This is a genomic window from Micromonospora sp. NPDC057141, from assembly GCF_042670805.1.
In the GTDB taxonomy this organism is placed as follows: Bacteria; Actinomycetota; Actinomycetes; order Mycobacteriales; family Micromonosporaceae; genus Micromonospora.
In genome coordinates this window covers 1-17527 of the sequence record NZ_JBHUVA010000015.1, presented here as the reverse complement: position 1 = coordinate 17527, position 17527 = coordinate 1, and the positions used below count along the sequence as shown (strand labels likewise).

Below are 17527 nucleotides of genomic sequence, written 5' to 3'. Positions count from 1 at the left end.
ATGGCGGTGAGGCCGAACGCAGCCTGAACGGCGATAAGGCCGCTGACCGGGTTCGCCCTGGTCAGCGGCCTTTCGTGTTGGTCGGCTCTAGTGCCCCCGGCAGGATTCGAACCTGCGCCCCCGCCTCCGGAGGGCGGTGCTCTATCCCCTGAGCTACGGGGGCTCAGCGACGGGAGAAGACTAGCAAACGTCCCCACCGAACGCCGAATCGGTATCCGGTCCCGGCGGGTCAGGCCGCGATCGCCCGGCCGCAGCTGGGCAGCGGGTGCAGCGCGATCCGCCGGGGCAGCCGGCGCGGCCACTCGTTCTTCGGCCAGGAGCCGTCGACGATGAGGTGCACCGGGTTCTCCTCGGCCCCGCTGAGCCGCAGCACGAAGTCGCGGGGCAGTGGCGGGTCGACCGACGGCGTGGTGATCATGAAGCGGACCCGGCCCCGGGACGACACGGCGGAGATCACATCGGCGGCCGGCATCGTGCCGCGCAGCCGTACCCGGCCGAGCCAGTAGACCTCGGCGAGGTGTTCCTGGGCGGCCCGGATGATCGCCGGGTACTCCAGGCGTACCCAGCGCTCGACCGCGCCGACGCAGAGCCCGCAGGCGCGCTCGCGTGGCTCGCGTGGACCCAACCCCCAGGCCCGCAGGTACGCCCCGACGGCGCCCGCGTCGGCCCGTGGGTCGAAGCGGCGCTGGACGAGCGTGGTGAGGCTCTGCCGCGTCCACAGCTCCTCGTCCAGGCCGAACTCGTCGGGGTGGACGCCGCGCAGGACGTCGATCAGCTCCAGTTCCTGTTCGCGGCTGAGGGCTCCCGGCTCGCCCTGCCGCTGTCCGCGACGGACGGCTGCCACCGTCCCGTCACCGCCGATGGTGTGGCGTCGGCACCAGCTGGTGACCGAGCGCCGTGCGTCTCTGAGTGCAACCCCCACGTCCTGCGCAACGAGCCCGAATCGCAACTGGTCACGATATGTGGGTAGAAAACTCTCTCAAGCTTCCCAAAGGGTCGGATGGCTTCTAAACGGACATGACTCGTCGGCGGGTACGGGAAAGGCCCGCGCCGTCGCCAGGTCGGCGGGGCGCGGGCCTTCCGGTGCAGTGGCCCCGGCGGGTCAGCCCTTCGCGAGCCGGTCGCGCGCGGCCGTGAGGTTGGTGAGGTCGGTCTGCTGCGTGTTCTTCATCGTCTGGGCCACCCGCACGACCTCGGGATCGTCGCTGGCGTCCAGGATGCCGTCGATCATGTGGACGCCGCCCAGGTGGTGCTGGATCATCAGCTCCAGGAACAGGACGTCCTTCTCCCGGCCCTGGGGGGTCCCCCGCAGCTTCGCCATCTGCTCCGGGGTGGCCATCCCCGGCATCAGGCCGTTCTTGATCAGCGCCGCGCCGTCGGGCATCCACGCCATCCGGGGTTGCGACCCCGTCGGGTCGAGGCCCCAGGAGCGCAGCCACGTCTGCATGGTGCCGATCTCGCCCTGCTGGCCGGTGGCGATGTCACCACCGACGCTGACCACCTCGGAGTCGGCGCCCTGCTGGAACGCGATCAGCCCCATCTCCACCGCCTGGGCGTGGTGGGTGGTCATGTCCCGGGCGAAGCCCGCCTCCGCTGAGGCGTCACCCGGGCGGGTGAGCCCCGGCGTGAGCAGGCCGCCCGCGTACCCGAGGAGGAGGCCGACCACGACGGCGGCGGCGACGGCGAGGGTGCCGAAGCGTCGGCGCGCGGTCGTCGTCCCGCCGTCGTCCCCGGTCGCCGGGACCTCGGCCGTGTCGGGTTCCGTCGTCGTGGGTGCGGTCATCGGCGTCCTCGTCCTCGGCGGTGTCTGTCCCGGATCACTGGGTGGGCATCGGGGTGCCGTCACGCGGCGTGGTGCCGGTGGCGGTGATGCCCGGCTCGCCGCAGTTGGCGGTGGGGCCCTCGATCGAGGCGTTCACCCGCAGCGTCCTGATGAACTCGTCGATCCGGCTGTCGTCGGCGTCGTCGACCTTGAGCTGGTAGCCCCAGGCCTGGAGGGAGACCGGCTTGTCCTGCCCCTCGAACGGGCTGAGCATCAGCTTCTCCTGGCCCTCGACCTTGCTCTTGAGCGTGGCCACCTGGTCGGCCGGCAGGTCCGGGCGGTAGGTGATCCACACCGCGCCGTGCTCCAGGCTGTGCACCGCGTGCTCGTTGGCGATCGGGGCGTCGTAGATGTTGCCCATGCAGTTCTGCCAGGTCGCGTTGTGCGGGCCGGCCACCGGCGGGGACTGCGCGTACTTGACCGAGCCCTGCTGGTGGTTGCTGCCCTTGACCAGCTCCGGGTCGGACTTGCGGAAGTTGACGATGCCGCTGATGTCGGCGGCCCGGTCCTCCCACGGCTTCGAGCCCTGGAACGTCGACCAGGCGCCGAAGCCGATGATGCCGACGGCGAGCACGCCGACTGCGGTGAACAGCGCGATCGGGCCCCACGAACGGCCCTGGCTCACCTTCACCGGTGCGATCGGCTTGCGGGGGCCCTTGCCCTTGCCACCCGCGGCGGGGCGTGGGGCGTCGCCGGTCGACTTGCCGGCCCCGGCCTTGGCGCCGGGCGCCGGCCGGCCCGCCGCCGGCTTCTTGCCGGTGGTGACCACGGTCGGACGGCGTTCCGGGCCGCCCGGGGTGCTGATGCTCATCGTGCCTCGTCAGGTCGGTCGGTCAGAGTGGGTGGCGGGTCGGAGTTCACGCGCAGGGTCGCCGCCGAGTGACCGAGTCTACCCCCGATAACATGGTTCGGTGACTCCCGCAGAACTGGCTGAGGTCGTCCTCTCCGCAGCCCACGCAGTCTTCGCCGACCGGGGCCTGGACAGCTCCGCGCTCCCGGGGCGCACCGCCGTCGAGCGACCGCGCAACCCGGAGCACGGCGACTACGCCTCGACGCTCGCCCTCCAGCTGAGCAAGAAGGTGGGCGTGCCGCCGCGCGAGCTGGCCACGGCGCTGGCCGAGCAGCTCGGCCGGGCCCCCGGGGTCAAGTCGGTGGAGATCGCCGGGCCGGGCTTCCTCAACATCCGGCTCGACGCCGCCGCCGCCGGCCAGCTCGCCCGGTCGATCGTCGAGGCCGGCCCGGCGTACGGCAACGGCGCGGCCCTCGCCGGCCAGAAGATCAACCTGGAGTTCGTCTCGGCCAACCCGACCGGCCCGGTGCACATCGGCGGGGTCCGCTGGGCCGCCGTCGGCGACGCGCTGAGCCGGCTGCTGCGTGCCACCGGCGCCGACGTGGGCACGGAATACTACTTCAACGACGCCGGCTCCCAGATCGACCGGTTCGCCCGGTCCCTGCTGGCCGCCGCGAAGGGCGAGCCCGCCCCCGAGGACGGCTACGGCGGCGCGTACATCGCGGAGATCGCCACCGATGTCCGCAGCCGCCGGCCCGACGTGCTGGAGCTGGGCGACGCCGTCGCGCAGGAGGTGTTCCGGGTCGAGGGCGTGCAGCTGATGTTCGAGGAGATCAAGTCCTCGCTGCGCGACTTCGGGGTGGAGTTCGACACCTACTTCAACGAGAAGGACCTGCACGACCGGGGCGAGCTGGACCACGCCCTGACCCGGCTGCGCGAGCAGGGCCACCTCTACGAGGCCGACGGGGCCACCTGGCTGCGCACCACCGACTTCGGCGACGACAAGGACCGGGTGCTGCGCAAGTCCAACGGCGAGTGGACGTACTTCGCCGCCGACTGCGCGTACTACCTCGACAAGCGCGAGCGCGGCTTCGACCGCGTGGTGATCATGCTGGGCGCCGACCACCACGGCTACATCGGCCGGATGAAGGCGATGTCCGCCTGCTTCGGCGACGACCCCGCCGTCAACCTGGAGATCCTCATCGGCCAGCTCGTCAACCTGGTCCGTGACGGGCAGCCGGTGCGGATGAGCAAGCGGGCCGGCACCGTGGTCACCCTGGAGGACCTGGTCGACGCGATCGGCGTGGACGCCGCCCGGTACGCGCTGGCCCGCTACTCCAGCGACTCGCCGATCGACATCGACGTGGAGCTGTGGACCCGGGCCAGCCGCGACAACCCGGTCTACTACGTGCAGTACGTCGCGGCCCGCACCGCCAGCGTGGGCCGGCAGGCCGCCGAGGTCGGGCTGGTCCGTGGCGACGGGGCGGATTTCCGTCCCGAGCTGCTCGCCCACGACAAGGAGAACGACCTGCTCAAGGCGCTCGCCGGGTTCCCCGCCGTGGTCGCCACCGCCGCCGAGCTTCGCGAGCCGCACCGGGTGGCCCGGTACCTGGAGGAGCTGGCCGGGGCGTACCACCGGTTCTACGACGAGCCGTCCTGCCGGATCCTGCCGCGCGGCGACGAGCCGATCGGCGACGGCAACCGGGCCCGGCTCTGGCTCAACGACGCCACCCGCACGGTGATCGCCAACGGGCTGCGCCTGCTCGGCGTGTCCGCCCCCGAGAGGATGTGACATGCGAGCGCGAGGAGTGAGCTTGCGAGCCCCGCAGTCGCGAAGCGGAGACCGCTGATGCGCGCACACGAGGCCGGCGCGATGCACGGCGACATCGGCAGCCGGGAGCCGGGGTGGCTGCGTACCCCGGTCGACGTCAACGCCCTGGTGCCGCAGCTCTGGTCGCGCACGGTGACCCGGGCGGCCGACGGCGCGCTCGCCGTCGGCGGGCTCGGCGTCCGCGAGATCGCGGCCGAGTTCGGCACCCCGGTGTACGTCTTGGACGAGGACGACCTGCGCTCGCGCTGCCGCGACTTCCGGGCGGCATTTCCCGACGCCGACGTCTACTATGCGGGCAAGGCGTTCCTGTGCCGGGCCGTGGTGCGGATGATCGCCGAGGAGGGCCTGTTCCTCGACGTCTGCACCGGCGGCGAGCTGGCCACCGCGCTGTCGGCCGGGATGCCGGCGGAGCGGATCGGCTTCCACGGCAACAACAAGTCGGTGGCGGAGCTGACCCGGGCGCTGGACGCGGGGGTGGGGCGGATCGTCCTCGACTCGTTCACCGAGATCGACCGGCTCACCGCGCTGGCCCGCGAGCGCGGGGTCCGCCCCGGCGTGCTGATCCGGGTCACCGTCGGTGTGGAGGCGCACACCCACGAGTTCATCGCCACCGCCCACGAGGACCAGAAGTTCGGCTTCTCCCTGGCCGGCGGGGCCGCTGCCGCCGCCGCGTTCAAGGTCATCGACTCCGGCGTGCTCGACCTGCGCGGCCTGCACTCGCACATCGGCTCGCAGATCTTCGACGCCAGCGGGTTCGAGGTCTCCGCCCGGCGGGTGCTCGCCCTTCAGGCGCAGATCCGCGACGCCCGGGGCGTCGAGCTGCCCGAGCTGGACCTCGGCGGCGGCTTCGGCATCGCGTACACGACGCAGGACGACCCGGCGACCCCGCAGGAGCTGGCCAAGCGGCTGCGCAAGATCGTCGACGGGGAGTGCGCCGCCGAGCGGCTGGCAGTGCCGCGCCTGTCCATCGAGCCCGGCCGGGCCATCGTCGGCCCGGCGATGTTCACGCTCTACGAGGTCGGCACGGTCAAGGACGTCGACGGCATCCGCACGTACGTGAGCGTGGACGGGGGGATGAGCGACAACATCCGCACCGCGCTCTACGACGCGTCGTACTCGGCGACGCTGGCCTCCCGGGCCTCGGCCGCCGAGCCGCTGCTCGCCCGCGTGGTGGGAAAGCACTGTGAGTCCGGGGACATCGTGGTGAAGGATGAATTCCTGCCCGCTGACGTGCAGGCCGGAGATCTTGTCGCGGTGCCCGGGACGGGTGCCTACTGCCGGAGCATGGCCAGCAACTACAACCACGTGCCCCGCCCTGCGGTGGTGGCGGTGCGCGCCGGCCGGGCGCGACTGATCGTCCGGCGGGAGACGGAAGAGGACCTGCTCGCATTGGACGTCGGATGACCTCACCTGTGCGCTTGGCGCTGCTCGGCTGCGGAACGGTCGGCAGCGAGGTGGTACGGCTGCTGCACGAGCAGTCGGCCGACCTCGCGGCCCGCATCGGCGCCCCCCTGGAGATCGCCGGCATCGCCGTGCGCCGGCTCGGCCGGGACCGGGGCGGCCTGCCGGTCGACGAGGCGCTGTTCACCACCGACCCGCTCGGCCTGATCAAGCGGGACGACGTCGACGTGGTGATCGAGGTCGTCGGCGGGATCGAACCGGCCCGGGGCTGGCTCGTCGAGGCGCTGCGGGCCGGCAAGAGCGTGGTCACCGCCAACAAGGCGCTGCTCGCCGAGGACGGCGCGGCCCTGCACGACGCGGCGGCCGAGGGCGGTGCCGACCTCTACTACGAGGCGTCGGTCGCCGGGGCCATCCCGCTACTGCGCCCGCTGCGCGACTCGCTGCACGGCGACCGGGTCAACCGGGTCACCGGCATCGTCAACGGCACCACCAACTTCATCCTCTCCGCCATGGACGCCACCGGTGCCGGTTTCGCCGAGGCCCTGGAGGAGGCCACCGAGCTGGGCTACGCGGAGGCCGACCCGACGGCCGACGTGGAGGGCTTCGACGCGGCGGCCAAGGCGGCCATCCTCGCCTCGCTGGCGTTCCACACCCGGGTCACCGCCGCCGACGTGCACCGCGAGGGGATCACCGAGGTCACCGCGGCCGACGTCGCCAGCGCCAAGGCGATGGGCTGCACGATCAAGCTGCTCTGCATCGCCGCCCGGGGCCGCGACGCCGCCGGCCGGGAGACGGTCAGCGTGCGGGTGCACCCGGCGATGATCCCCCTGACCCACCCGCTGGCCAGTGTCGGCGACGCGTTCAACGCGGTCTTCGTCGAGGCCGAGGCGGCCGGGCAGCTCATGTTCTACGGCCGGGGCGCGGGCGGCGCGCCGACCGCCAGCGCCGTGCTCGGCGACGTGGTGGCGGTGGCCCGCAACCGGCTCGCCGGGGTGCGCGCGCCCAGCGAGTCGGCGTACGCGGACCTCGCGGTGCGGCCGATGGGGGAGGCCCTGACGCGCTACCACATCAGCCTCGACGTGGCCGACCGTCCCGGCGTGCTGGCGGCGGTGGCCGGGGTGTTCGCCCGGCACGACGTCTCCATCGCCACCGTCCGGCAGGGCTCGGCGGACGGCCCGGCCGGCTCCGGCGACGCCGAGCTGGTCATCGTCACCCACGTGGCGCGCGACGCCGCGCTTGCCGCCACCGTGGGGGAGCTGCGCGGGCTGGACATCGTGCGGTCGGTGGCGAGCGTGCTGCGGGTCGAGGGCGGGGCCTGACGGCGGAGGCCGGTGGGTCGGGGGCGCGTTCGCGTCTCGCCTGGTGGTTACGCTCAGGTGCGGCGTGCGCCGGTCGGCGAGGCTGGTCCACGCTGGGGACGCCCGGCCTGTCGGCAGGGCGGTAGAGGTGAGGAGAGCGACATGTGGCGGGGTCTGATCGAGACGTACCGGGACCGGTTGCCGGTCACCGACGCCACCCCGGTCGTCACCCTGCACGAGGGGAACACCCCGCTGCTGCCCGCGCCGGTGCTCTCCGCCCGGCTCGGCTGCGACGTCTACCTCAAGGTCGAGGGGGCCAACCCGACCGGCTCGTTCAAGGACCGGGGCATGACCCTCGCGGTCTCCAAGGCCGTCGAGCACGGCGACAAGGCGATCATCTGCGCCTCGACCGGCAACACCAGCGCCTCCGCCGCGGCGTACGCGGCCCGCGCCGGGATCACCTGCGCCGTGCTGGTGCCGCAGGGCAAGATCGCGCTGGGCAAGCTGGCCCAGGCGCTGGTGCACGGCGCGCGGCTGCTCCAGGTCACCGGCAACTTCGACGACTGCCTGGCGCTGGCCGCCAAGCTCGCCCAGGACTACCCGGTCGCGCTGGTCAACTCGGTCAACCCGGACCGGCTGCACGGGCAGAAGACGGCCGCGTTCGAGATCGTCGAGGCGCTCGGCGACGCGCCCGACATCCACTGCCTGCCGGTCGGCAACGCGGGCAACATCTCCGCCTACTGGATGGGCTACTCGGAGGACCTGCGCGACGGCAACGCCACGAAGGCCCCGAAGATGTACGGCTTCCAGGCCGCCGGTGCCGCCCCGATCGTCACCGGTCAGGTGGTGCACGAGCCGTCGACCATCGCCACCGCGATCCGGATCGGCAACCCGGCGAGCTGGACGAAGGCCGTCGACGCCCGGGACGCCTCCGGCGGCCTGATCGCCGCGGTCAGCGACCGGGAGATCCTGGCCGCCTACCGGCTGCTGGCCCGCGAGGTCGGCGCGTTCGTCGAGCTGGGCAGCGCGGCCAGCGTCGCCGGGCTGCTCCAGCAGGCCGCCGCCGGCAAGGTCCCGGCCGGCTCGACGGTCGTCTGCACGGTCACCGGCCACGGCCTGAAGGACCCGGAGTGGGCGATCTCCACGGCCCCCGCCCCGATCACCATCGGCAACGACGCCCTCGCCGCCGCCCGCTCCCTCGACCTGGCCTGAGCCCTCGTCCGCCCCGGCCTGCTGGGCCGCGCGCGGCGACGGGCGCGGCGGGCCGCCGGGCCGGGTGGCGTGACCCCCTGGCCCGGCGGGGGAGATCGGGTCGGGCACACTCTTCGTTGCCGAGCTGTCCCGCCCTTCTCTTCTCAGGAGTGAGCCACGCCGATGTCGCTGCTCGCCAGATTCAGCCTCGCCAACCGAGGGCTGGTCGCCCTCATCGCCGTGGTCACGACGCTGTTCGGTCTGTTCGCCGTGCCGTCGTTGAAGCAGCAACTCCTGCCGTCGCTGGAGTTCCCGGGCGCGTTCGTCGTGGCGGTCTACCCCGGTGCCGCGCCCGAGATCGTCGAGTCGCAGGTCACCGAGCCGATCGAGAACAGCATCCAGGGCATCCCCGGGCTGGAGAAGGTCACCTCCACCTCCCGCGAGGGCTCGGCCACCGTCCAGGTGGAGTTCACCTTCGGCACCGACCTGGACAACGTGGTCAACAAGATGGAGACCGCGCTCAACCGGATCGACAGCCAGCTCCCCGAGGGCGTCGACCCGCAGGTCCTCACCGGCTCCACCGACGACCTTCCGGCCGTGGTGATCGCCGCGTCCGGCGGCGGCGACGAGCGGGCGCTGGCCGACCGGCTGCGCGACACGGTGGTGCCCGAGCTGGAGGCGATCGACGGGATCCGCACCGTCGCCGTGACCGGCACCCGCGACCAGGTCGTCACGGTCACCCCCGACCCGGCGAAGCTGGCCGCCGCGAAGCTCGCGCCGACCGCGATCGGCACGGCCCTGAAGACCAACGGCGTCGCCGTGCCGGCCGGCGCGGTCAGGGACGGGTCGCGGGCCCTCACCGTCCAGGTGGGTACGCCGATCCGCTCCGTCGACGACCTCAAGGGCATCGTGCTCACCTCCACCGCGCCGAAGGCGACCCCGGTGAAGCTCGGCGACGTGGCGGCCGTGGAGCAGCAGCTCGCCCCGGCCACCTCGTTCACCCGCACCAACGGCCGGGACAGCCTCGGCATCCTCGTCACGGCCGCGCCGGACGGCAACGCCGTCGAGATCTCCCACGAGATCCGCGACCGCCTCGCCGACCTGCGTTCGGCCTCCGGCGCGGACCTGACCGTCGTGTTCGACCAGGCCCCGTTCGTGGAGAAGTCCATCGAGAGCCTCACCACCGAGGGCCTGCTGGGCCTGGTCATGGCGGTCGTGGTAATCCTGGTCTTCCTGCTGTCGGTGCGCTCGACCGTGGTCACCGCCGTGTCGATCCCGCTGTCGGTGCTGGTGGCGCTCATCGCGCTCTGGGCCGGCGACTACTCGCTCAACCTGCTCACCCTCGGCGCGTTGACCATCGCGGTCGGCCGGGTGGTCGACGACTCGATCGTGGTGCTGGAGAACATCAAACGCCACCTGGAGTACGGCGAGCCGAAGCGGTCGGCGATCCTCACCGCCGTCCGCGAGGTCTCCGGCGCGGTGACCGCGTCCACGCTGACCACGGTCGCTGTCTTCACCCCGATCGCGCTGGTCGGCGGCTTCGTCGGGCAGCTCTTCGCGCCGTTCGCGATCACCGTGACGGTGGCTCTGCTCGCCTCGCTGCTGGTCTCACTCACGGTGATCCCGGTGCTGGCGTACTGGTTCCTCAAGCCGAAGGGGGTCGACGCCGCCGCCGCGCGCCGGGCCGCCGAGGAGAAGGAGCTGCGCAGCCCGTTGCAGCGGGGCTACCTGCCGGTGATCGGGTTCGCCACCGGCAGCCGGCGGACCCGCTGGATCACCGTCGGGCTGGGGCTGCTGGTGCTGCTCGGCACGTTCGTCCTGTCCAGCGCGCTCAAGACCAACTTCCTGGACGACTCCGGGCAGGACACCCTGACCATCACCCAGCAGCTCCCGGCGGGCGGCGGGCTGGTCGCCACCGACCGGGCGGCCCGCCAGGTCGAGTCGGTGCTCGACCGGGCCGAGGGCGTCGAGACCTACCAGGTCAGCGCCGGGGGCAGCGACCAGCCGTGGGGGGGTGGCGGCGGCAACAACGTCGCCACCTTCTCCGTGGCGCTCGACGGCGAGACCGACGTGGCCGAGGTGAAGCGGGCGCTGCGCCGCGAGTTCGACTCCCTCGGCGCCGCCATCGGCGAGGTGAGCTTCGGCGGGGACCAGGGCGGCGGGTCGACCAACCAGCTGGAGGTCGTCGTGCAGGCGGCCGACACCGAGGTGCTGGCCCGGGCGGCCGAGCAGGCGCGGGCCGCGATGGCCGGCACGGCCGACGTCGAGGACGTCTCGACCAGCCTGGCCGAGCGGGTGCCGCGGGTGGACGTGACCGTCGACCGGCTGGCCGCGGCGCGGGCGGGGCTCACCGAGGCGGCCGTCGGGCAGCTCGTCGCCCAGGTCTACCGGGGCACCCCGCTGGGGCAGGTCACCCTCGACAGCGGCCAGCAGGACGTGGTGCTGCGCTCCGGCGCGCAGCCGCCGGTGACGGTGGAGGAGCTGCGGGCGCTGCGTATCGGCCCGGTCGAGCTGGACGACATCGCCGACATCACCCAGGCCGAGGGGCCGCAGCAGGTGACCCGCATCGACGGGGAGCGCAGCGTCACGGTCACCGGCACGGCGACCGGCGCCAACCTCGGCGCGACCACCGAGGAGTTGCAGAAGAAGCTGGACGCCATCGACGTTCCCGGCGCGACCGTCAGCGTCGGCGGTGTCAGCGCCGATCAGGCGGAGGCGTTCGCCGACCTGGGGCTGGCCGTGCTCGCGGCCATCGCGATCGTCTTCCTGATCATGGTGGCGACGTTCCGCAGCCTCACCCAGGCGCTGATCCTGCTGATCTCGGTCCCGTTCGCGGCGACCGGCGCGATCGGCCTGCTGCTGGCCACCGGCACCCCGCTGGGCGTGCCGGCGCTGATCGGCGTGCTGATGCTGGTCGGCATCGTGGTGACCAACGCGATCGTGCTGCTGGACCTGATCAACCAGTACCGGGCGCAGGGCATGGGGGTCGGTGAGGCGGTGGTCGAGGGCGGCCGGCGCCGGCTGCGCCCGATCCTGATGACCGCCGTCGCGACGATCTTCGCGCTGCTGCCGATGGCGTTCGGCCTGACCGGGGAGGGCGGCTTCATCTCCAAGCCGCTGGCGATCGTGGTGATCGGTGGCCTGCTCAGCTCCACCCTGCTCACCCTGATCCTGGTCCCGACCCTGTACACGATGGTGGAGAACACCAAGGAGTCGGTGCGGGCCCGCCGGCAGCGCCGCCGGGGCGTACCGGAGGCGGAGCCCACCGGCGACGGCCCGACGCCGGGCGACGAGCCCGTGCCGGCCGCCGCGCCGGCCGCTCCCGCTCGGCCCGCGCCGTCGGCGGCCCTGGTGGACGGCACCGACCAGTTCGAGGTGCTGCGCCTGCCGAAGAGCCGGCAGTCGCCGCTGCCGCCGCCGGCCGAGTAGCCGCCGCGACCGCGAACGCCCCCGCCGGGTTCTACTTTCCGGCGGGGGCGTTGCGCGTTCGGCCGCGTCGCGTATCCGACCAGGTACGGTGAGTCAGGAGTCGCATACTGACGGTGTCGGGTCGCGCCGGGTGACCTGCTGTTGCGCGAGGGCGGGCCATGGCGGACGGCGCTGGCCGGTGGGGGCGGCGCACCGTGCTGCGCCGCGCCGGGCTGCTCGCCGGGGGCGCGCTCGTCGGGGCCGGCGTCACCACCCGGACCACCTGGATCGCCGACCGGCGGCTGCCGCTGGCCGGCGGCCCGGCCAGCGCCACCGTGGGCGGCGACCTCCAGCAGGTCGGCGACGGCGAGGTGTCGGTCGTCTGGGCGGCCCGCACCGGTCGGCAGCTGGTGGCACTCACCTTCGACGACGGCCCCCGCCCACAGTGGACCCCGATGGTGCTCGACACCCTGGAGCGGCACGCCGTGCCGGCCACGTTCTTCCTGGTCGGGCAGCGCGTCCGGCAGCACGCGGGCCTGCTGCGCGGCCGGCTCGACCGGCACGAGGTGGGCAACCACAGCTGGGCGCACCACGACCTGGCCCGGCGCGACGCCACCGAGGTCCACGACGACCTGAGCCGGGCGCACGACGCGATCGCCGAGGCCGTCGGGGTCGCCCCCCGGCTGCTCCGCCCCCCGTACGGGCACCTCGGTGGCGCGGTGCTGCACGCCGCCGCCCGGCTGGACTACCGGCTCGTGCTCTGGTCCTTCCAGATGGCCGAGGGGCGGTTTCCGGACGACCCGGCCGGCCACGCCCGGCGGGTCGTGGCCGGGGTGCAGCCGGGTGCCATCCTGCTCGCCCACGACGTCGGGGACGCCCGCCGGCTGGTCGCCCTGCGTGGCCTGCCCGACATGATCACCGGGCTGCGGGACCGGGGATTCACCTTCGTCACCGTCTCCGAGCTGCTGCGGCAGGCGGGCACGCCGCAGCCCGGCGGGTAGGCTTCCCGTACGTGTCCCCCACCCTCTCGGTCCTGGTCCGCAACCGCAGTTTCCGCAACCTCTTCCTGGCCGAGCTGGTGGTCTTCGGCGCGGACTGGTTCGTCATGGTGCCGCTGCTCGTCCTGCTGCCGAAGCTGACCGGCAGCGGGGTCTGGGGCGCGCTCGTGCTCGCCCTGGACACCGGCGTGGTGGCGCTGCTGCTGCCGTACACGGGTACGATCGCGGACCGGTTCGACCGCAAGAAGATCATGATGGCGGCCAACGTCGCCGCGCTGCTCGGCGTGCTGCTGCTGCTCGGCGTCCGGGGTGCGGGGACGGCCTGGCTGGCGATGGTGGCGATCGCCGTGGTGGCGGTGGCGAAGGCGTTCTACTCGCCGGCCGCCCAGGCCGCCCTGCCCAACGTTCTCGACCCCGAGGACCTGGCCGCCGGCAACGCGATCGCCGGCTCGGCCTGGGGCACCATGACCGTCGTCGGCGCGTCGCTGGGCGGCGTGCTCAGCGCCGTCGCCGGGCCGTACGCCTGCTTCTGGGTGGCCGCCGGCGGCCTGGTGCTGGCGGCGGGCCTGGCCGCGCTGATCCGCCGCCCCTTGCAGGCCCCGCGCGACGTGGCCGTGCCCGCGCAGCGCACCTGGGCGGCGATCCGGGAGGCCCTCGGCTACATCGGGCACCGGCCCCGGGTGCTCGGCCTGGTCACGGTGAAGTCGGCGGTCGGCCTGGGCAACGGCGTGCTGACCGTCTTCCCGCTGCTCGCCGGCGTGTACGGGGTGGGCGCGATCGGCGCTGGCCTGCTCTTCGCCGTACGCGGCGCGGGCGCGCTGGTCGGACCGATCCTGATGCGGCGGGTGCTGACCAACCGCGCCTGGCTGCTGCCCGGCCTCGCGCTGTCGATGTCGCTGTACGGCCTGGCCTACCTGGGCACGTCGGTGGCGAACTGGTTCCCGCTGGTGCTGGCGCTGGTGTTCGTGGCGCACTTCGCGGGCGGGAGCAACTGGGTGATGTCGAACTTCGCCCTCCAGGGCGAGGTGCCGGACCGGCTGCGCGGGCGGGTCTTCGCCACCGACATGATGCTGGCCACACTCGCCATCTCGGTGAGCCAGCTCGTGGTGGCCGGGGTGGTGGACCTGGTCGACGAGCGGGTGGTGCTGGCCGGCTGCGGCCTGGTCACCCTGGTCTACGCGCTCGGCTGGCGGGTCGCCACCCGGCGGCTGTCGCTGACCGACCCGGTCGCCGAGCCCACCCCGACGGGGGTGTGATCACCAGCACCAGCACGGTGGGCAGTTCCGTGGCCGTCTGCGCGGCCGCGTACCCCAGGGACTCCACGCCGTTTCCTTTCCTGCGGACCCGTCGGCCGCCAGGCTAGCGAAGGGGGCACGTCCCACGGGCCGGGCGGGACGGCGCGGCGTCGGCCCGGCGGCCTAGCATGAGCGTCGTGCCGATGACATTCGTGTCCGGGCCGGTGAAGGTCCGGGTCCCCGCCACCAGCGCCAACCTCGGGCCGGGGTTCGACGCGCTGGGGTTGGCGCTCGGTCTGCACGACGACGTGGCCGCCGAGGTGGTGCCCGACGGCGTCCGGGTCACGGTGGCCGGGCAGGGCGCGGGTGAGCTGCCCGACGACGAGGCGCACCTGGTCGTCCAGGCCATGCGGGCCACCTTCGACGCGCTGGGCGGGCAGCCGTCGGGCCTCGCGGTGGAGTGTGTCAACCGGATCCCGCAGGCCCGTGGGCTGGGCTCCTCGTCGGCCGCCATCGTGGCCGGCGTGCAGCTGGCCCGGGCCCTGGTCGTCGACGGCGCGACCCGGTTGGACGAAGCGGGCGCGCTGCGGCTGGCGGCCGAGATCGAGGGGCACCCCGACAACGTCGCGCCCTGCCTGCTCGGCGGCTTCACGATCGCCTGGACGGAGCCGACCGGTGCCCGGGCGGTGTCGCTGGCTGTGGCCGAGGGGGTGCGTCCGATCGTCTTCGTGCCCGCTGAGCGCGGGCTGACCGCCGTGGCCAGGGCCGCGTTGCCGGCGGCCGTCCCGCACGGCGACGCCGCGCTCAACGCCGGCCGGGCGGCGCTGCTGGTGCACGCCCTGACCGCCGAGCCGGCGCTGCTGCTGCCCGCCACGGTCGACCGGTTGCACCAGGACTACCGGGCCGCCGGAATGCCGGACTCGTCCGCCCTGGTGGGCGCGCTGCGTGCGGCCGGTGTGGCGGCCGTGATCAGTGGGGCCGGGCCCACCGTGCTGGCGCTGACCGAGCCCTCGGAACTTTTCGCGCCGGGGGCCGGTTGGCAGGTCTGGCCGATGGGTATAGACAGCCGCGGAGCGCGTGTCGCACGGGGTACACTGAAACACGCCGAGCGGGACCCTGTTGCCGCAGGTCGGAAGAGTTGATTACGCTCTAGACTTAGCACAGCCGCGAAGCATGCGATCCTCCTGCGGGTCGGCGCACCCCCGAAGCTCTCGGCGGTCAGCCCGTCACCCCTGCCTAAGGCCCACGCCGCACCGCAGTTTCCGCAGGTCGCCGCAGACGGCGAGACCTGCTCACCGAGGTTGGTGAGTCGGGAAACCGACCGGCTGCTGTGTCACAGTCTCCCGCGACGCGTCATGCGAGGCGGGTGCACCGAGGCCGCCCGGCCACCTGCTTGTCGACTCCGGGCAGTCCCGGCCTATCGAGGGAAGGAATCCATTGAGCGACACCACCGACGTGACGTCGGATGTTTCCAACGTCGCTGGCGATGCCACCGCCGCTGCCCCCACCCGTCGTCGGCGTAGCGGCACCGGCCTGTCGGCGATGCTGCTGCCGGAGCTCCAGAGCCTGGCCGCGTCGCTCGGCATCTCCGGTACGGCTCGCATGCGCAAGGGCGAGCTGATCAGCGCGATCTCCGAGCGGCAGGGCGGCGCCGCCGCCGGGACCCCTCGACCACGGGCCGAGGCCGCGGCGGCCGCCGCCGCTCCTGCCCGCGAGGAGGTGCGCGCCGAGGTCACCCAGGCCCCGTCGGGTGCCGACCAGAACCGGGCGCCGGCCGAGCCGGCCGCCGCCCCGGCCGAGGGCCGGACCCGGACCCGGCGCAGCCGGGCCGTCGCGGCGGCCGAGTCCCGGCCCGCCGAGTCCCGGCCCGCCGAGTCCCGGCCCGCCGAGTCCCGGCCCGCTGCGGCGGAGACCCGGCCGGCGGAGACCCGGGCCGAGGAGCCGCCGACCGCCACCGCCACCGTCCCCGCCGCCGAGCCCGCCGAGCGGGCCGAGGGCCGCCGGGAGCGGGGCGGCCGGGATCAGGCGGACCGGCCCGAGCGCGGTGAGCGGGCCGACCGTGGCGACCGGGCCGAGCGCACCGACCGCACGGAGCGCACCGACCGCACCGACCGCGGTGGTGACCGCAACGAGCGGGGCGATCGGGCCGAGCGGGCCGACCGCAACGAGCGGGTCGACCGTGGTGACCGCAACGACCGCAGCGACCGGGGTCAGCGCGCCGAGCGGGACAACGGCGACGACGACGACGAGAGCGGTGGCCGGCGGGGCCGGCGCAGCCGCTTCCGGGACCGTCGTCGGGGCCGTGGCGAGCGCGGCGAGGGCGACGCCGCCACCGCCGGTGGTGGCAGCGGCGGTCGCGAGCCGCAGGTGGGCGAGGACGACGTGCTCGTCCCGGTCGCCGGCATCATCGACGTGCTCGACAACTACGCCTTCGTCCGGACCACCGGCTACCTGGCCGGCCCGAACGACGTCTACGTCTCGATGTCCCAGATCAAGAAGTACGGCCTGCGCCGCGGTGACGCGATCACCGGCGCGGTGCGGGCGGCCCGCGACGGCGAGCAGCGGCGGGACAAGTACAACCCGCTGGTACGGCTCGACACGATCAACGGGATGGAGCCGGACGAGGCGCGGCGGCGGCCCGAGTTCTACAAGCTGACCCCGCTCTATCCGCAGGAGCGGCTGCGGCTGGAGACCGAGCCGCACATCCTGACGACGCGGGTGATCGACCTGGTCATGCCGATCGGCAAGGGCCAGCGGGCGCTGATCGTCTCGCCGCCGAAGGCCGGCAAGACGATGGTGCTCCAGGCGATCGCGAACGCCATCACCCGCAACAACCCGGAGTGCCACCTGATGGTGGTGCTGGTCGACGAGCGGCCCGAAGAGGTCACCGACATGCAGCGGTCGGTGAAGGGCGAGGTCATCGCGGCCACGTTCGACCGGCCGCCGCAGGACCACACGACGGTGGCGGAGCTGGCGATCGAGCGGGCGAAGCGGCTGGTCGAGCTGGGGCACGACGTGGTCGTGCTGCTCGACTCGGTGACCCGGCTCGGCCGGTCGTACAACCTGGCGGCGCCGGCCTCCGGCCGGATCATGTCGGGTGGTATCGACTCCACCGCGCTCTACCCGCCGAAGCGCTTCCTGGGTGCGGCCCGCAACATCGAGAACGGTGGCTCGCTGACCATCCTCGCCACCGCGCTGGTGGAGACCGGTTCCATGGCGGACACGGTCATCTTCGAGGAGTTCAAGGGCACCGGCAACGCGGAGCTGAAGCTGGACCGGAAGATCGCCGACAAGCGCACCTTCCCGGCCATCGACATCAACCCGTCCGGCACGCGTAAGGAGGAGGTCCTGCTCGCGCCGGAGGAGCTGGCCATCATCCACAAGCTCCGCAAGGTCCTGCACTCGCTGGACTCACAGGCGGCGCTGGACCTGCTGCTGGACCGGCTCAAGCAGTCCCGCACCAACATCGAGTTCCTGATGCAGATCGCGAAGTCCACACCGGGCGAGTGATCCGGTAGCAGGCGCGGAAGGGCACGGCCGCTCACGGCCGTGC

The 17527-nt window shown here is 73.3% G+C and carries 12 protein-coding genes and 1 tRNA gene; 9 read left to right on the top strand and 4 right to left on the bottom strand.

Features of this window, described 5'->3' with window-relative positions; translation table 11 throughout:
* Positions 1 to 91: 91 nt before the first annotated feature.
* The 4 genes from ACFT41_RS11630 to ACFT41_RS11615 all read right to left on the bottom strand — a co-directional run bounded on the left by ACFT41_RS11630 (position 92) and on the right by ACFT41_RS11615 (position 2633).
* Positions 92 to 163 (bottom strand) — tRNA-Arg (locus tag ACFT41_RS11630).
* A gap of 66 nt (positions 164 to 229) precedes the next feature.
* The gene (locus ACFT41_RS11625) at positions 230 to 922 is read right to left on the bottom strand and encodes a winged helix-turn-helix domain-containing protein (RefSeq protein WP_377587688.1); all 693 of its coding nucleotides are present in this window, start codon (positions 920 to 922) and stop codon (positions 230 to 232) included.
* A gap of 180 nt (positions 923 to 1102) precedes the next feature.
* Positions 1103 to 1783 carry a DUF305 domain-containing protein gene (locus ACFT41_RS11620; RefSeq protein WP_377587677.1) on the bottom strand — a complete coding sequence of 227 codons (681 nt, stop codon included), beginning with the start codon at positions 1781 to 1783 and terminating at the stop codon, positions 1103 to 1105.
* A gap of 34 nt (positions 1784 to 1817) precedes the next feature.
* The gene (locus ACFT41_RS11615; protein ID WP_377587678.1) at positions 1818 to 2633 is read right to left on the bottom strand and encodes a DUF3105 domain-containing protein; all 816 of its coding nucleotides are present in this window, start codon (positions 2631 to 2633) and stop codon (positions 1818 to 1820) included.
* A gap of 100 nt (positions 2634 to 2733) precedes the next feature.
* Between ACFT41_RS11615 and argS the strand changes: the two genes are divergently transcribed.
* From argS to rho, 9 genes are all read left to right on the top strand, one after another.
* Positions 2734 to 4404 carry an arginine--tRNA ligase gene (gene argS / locus ACFT41_RS11610; protein ID WP_377587679.1) on the top strand — a complete coding sequence of 557 codons (1671 nt, stop codon included), beginning with the start codon at positions 2734 to 2736 and terminating at the stop codon, positions 4402 to 4404.
* 57 nt (positions 4405 to 4461) lie between these two features.
* Positions 4462 to 5847 carry a diaminopimelate decarboxylase gene (gene lysA, locus ACFT41_RS11605; RefSeq protein WP_377587680.1) on the top strand — a complete coding sequence of 462 codons (1386 nt, stop codon included), beginning with the start codon at positions 4462 to 4464 and terminating at the stop codon, positions 5845 to 5847.
* An 8-nt stretch (positions 5848 to 5855) separates the two neighbouring features.
* Positions 5856 to 7163 (top strand): homoserine dehydrogenase, encoded by a 1308-nt coding sequence (locus tag ACFT41_RS11600; protein ID WP_377587689.1) that lies wholly within the window; start codon positions 5856 to 5858, stop codon positions 7161 to 7163.
* A gap of 141 nt (positions 7164 to 7304) precedes the next feature.
* On the top strand, positions 7305 to 8354 hold the full coding sequence (gene thrC / locus ACFT41_RS11595) for a threonine synthase (RefSeq protein ID WP_043966016.1): 1050 nt from the start codon (positions 7305 to 7307) through the stop codon (positions 8352 to 8354).
* 162 nt (positions 8355 to 8516) lie between these two features.
* Positions 8517 to 11762 carry an efflux RND transporter permease subunit gene (locus ACFT41_RS11590; protein WP_377587681.1) on the top strand — a complete coding sequence of 1082 codons (3246 nt, stop codon included), beginning with the start codon at positions 8517 to 8519 and terminating at the stop codon, positions 11760 to 11762.
* Between the two features lie 158 nt (positions 11763 to 11920).
* A complete protein-coding gene (locus ACFT41_RS11585; protein WP_377587682.1) occupies positions 11921 to 12742 on the top strand; it encodes a polysaccharide deacetylase family protein in 822 nt (273 codons plus the stop codon).
* Between the two features lie 11 nt (positions 12743 to 12753).
* A complete protein-coding gene (locus ACFT41_RS11580; RefSeq protein ID WP_377587683.1) occupies positions 12754 to 13995 on the top strand; it encodes an MFS transporter in 1242 nt (413 codons plus the stop codon).
* A 167-nt stretch (positions 13996 to 14162) separates the two neighbouring features.
* Positions 14163 to 15116 (top strand): homoserine kinase, encoded by a 954-nt coding sequence (thrB, locus tag ACFT41_RS11575; protein ID WP_377587684.1) that lies wholly within the window; start codon positions 14163 to 14165, stop codon positions 15114 to 15116.
* Positions 15117 to 15411: 295 nt separating this feature from the next.
* Positions 15412 to 17484 carry a transcription termination factor Rho gene (gene rho / locus ACFT41_RS11570; RefSeq protein ID WP_377587685.1) on the top strand — a complete coding sequence of 691 codons (2073 nt, stop codon included), beginning with the start codon at positions 15412 to 15414 and terminating at the stop codon, positions 17482 to 17484.
* Positions 17485 to 17527: the final 43 nt, after the last annotated feature.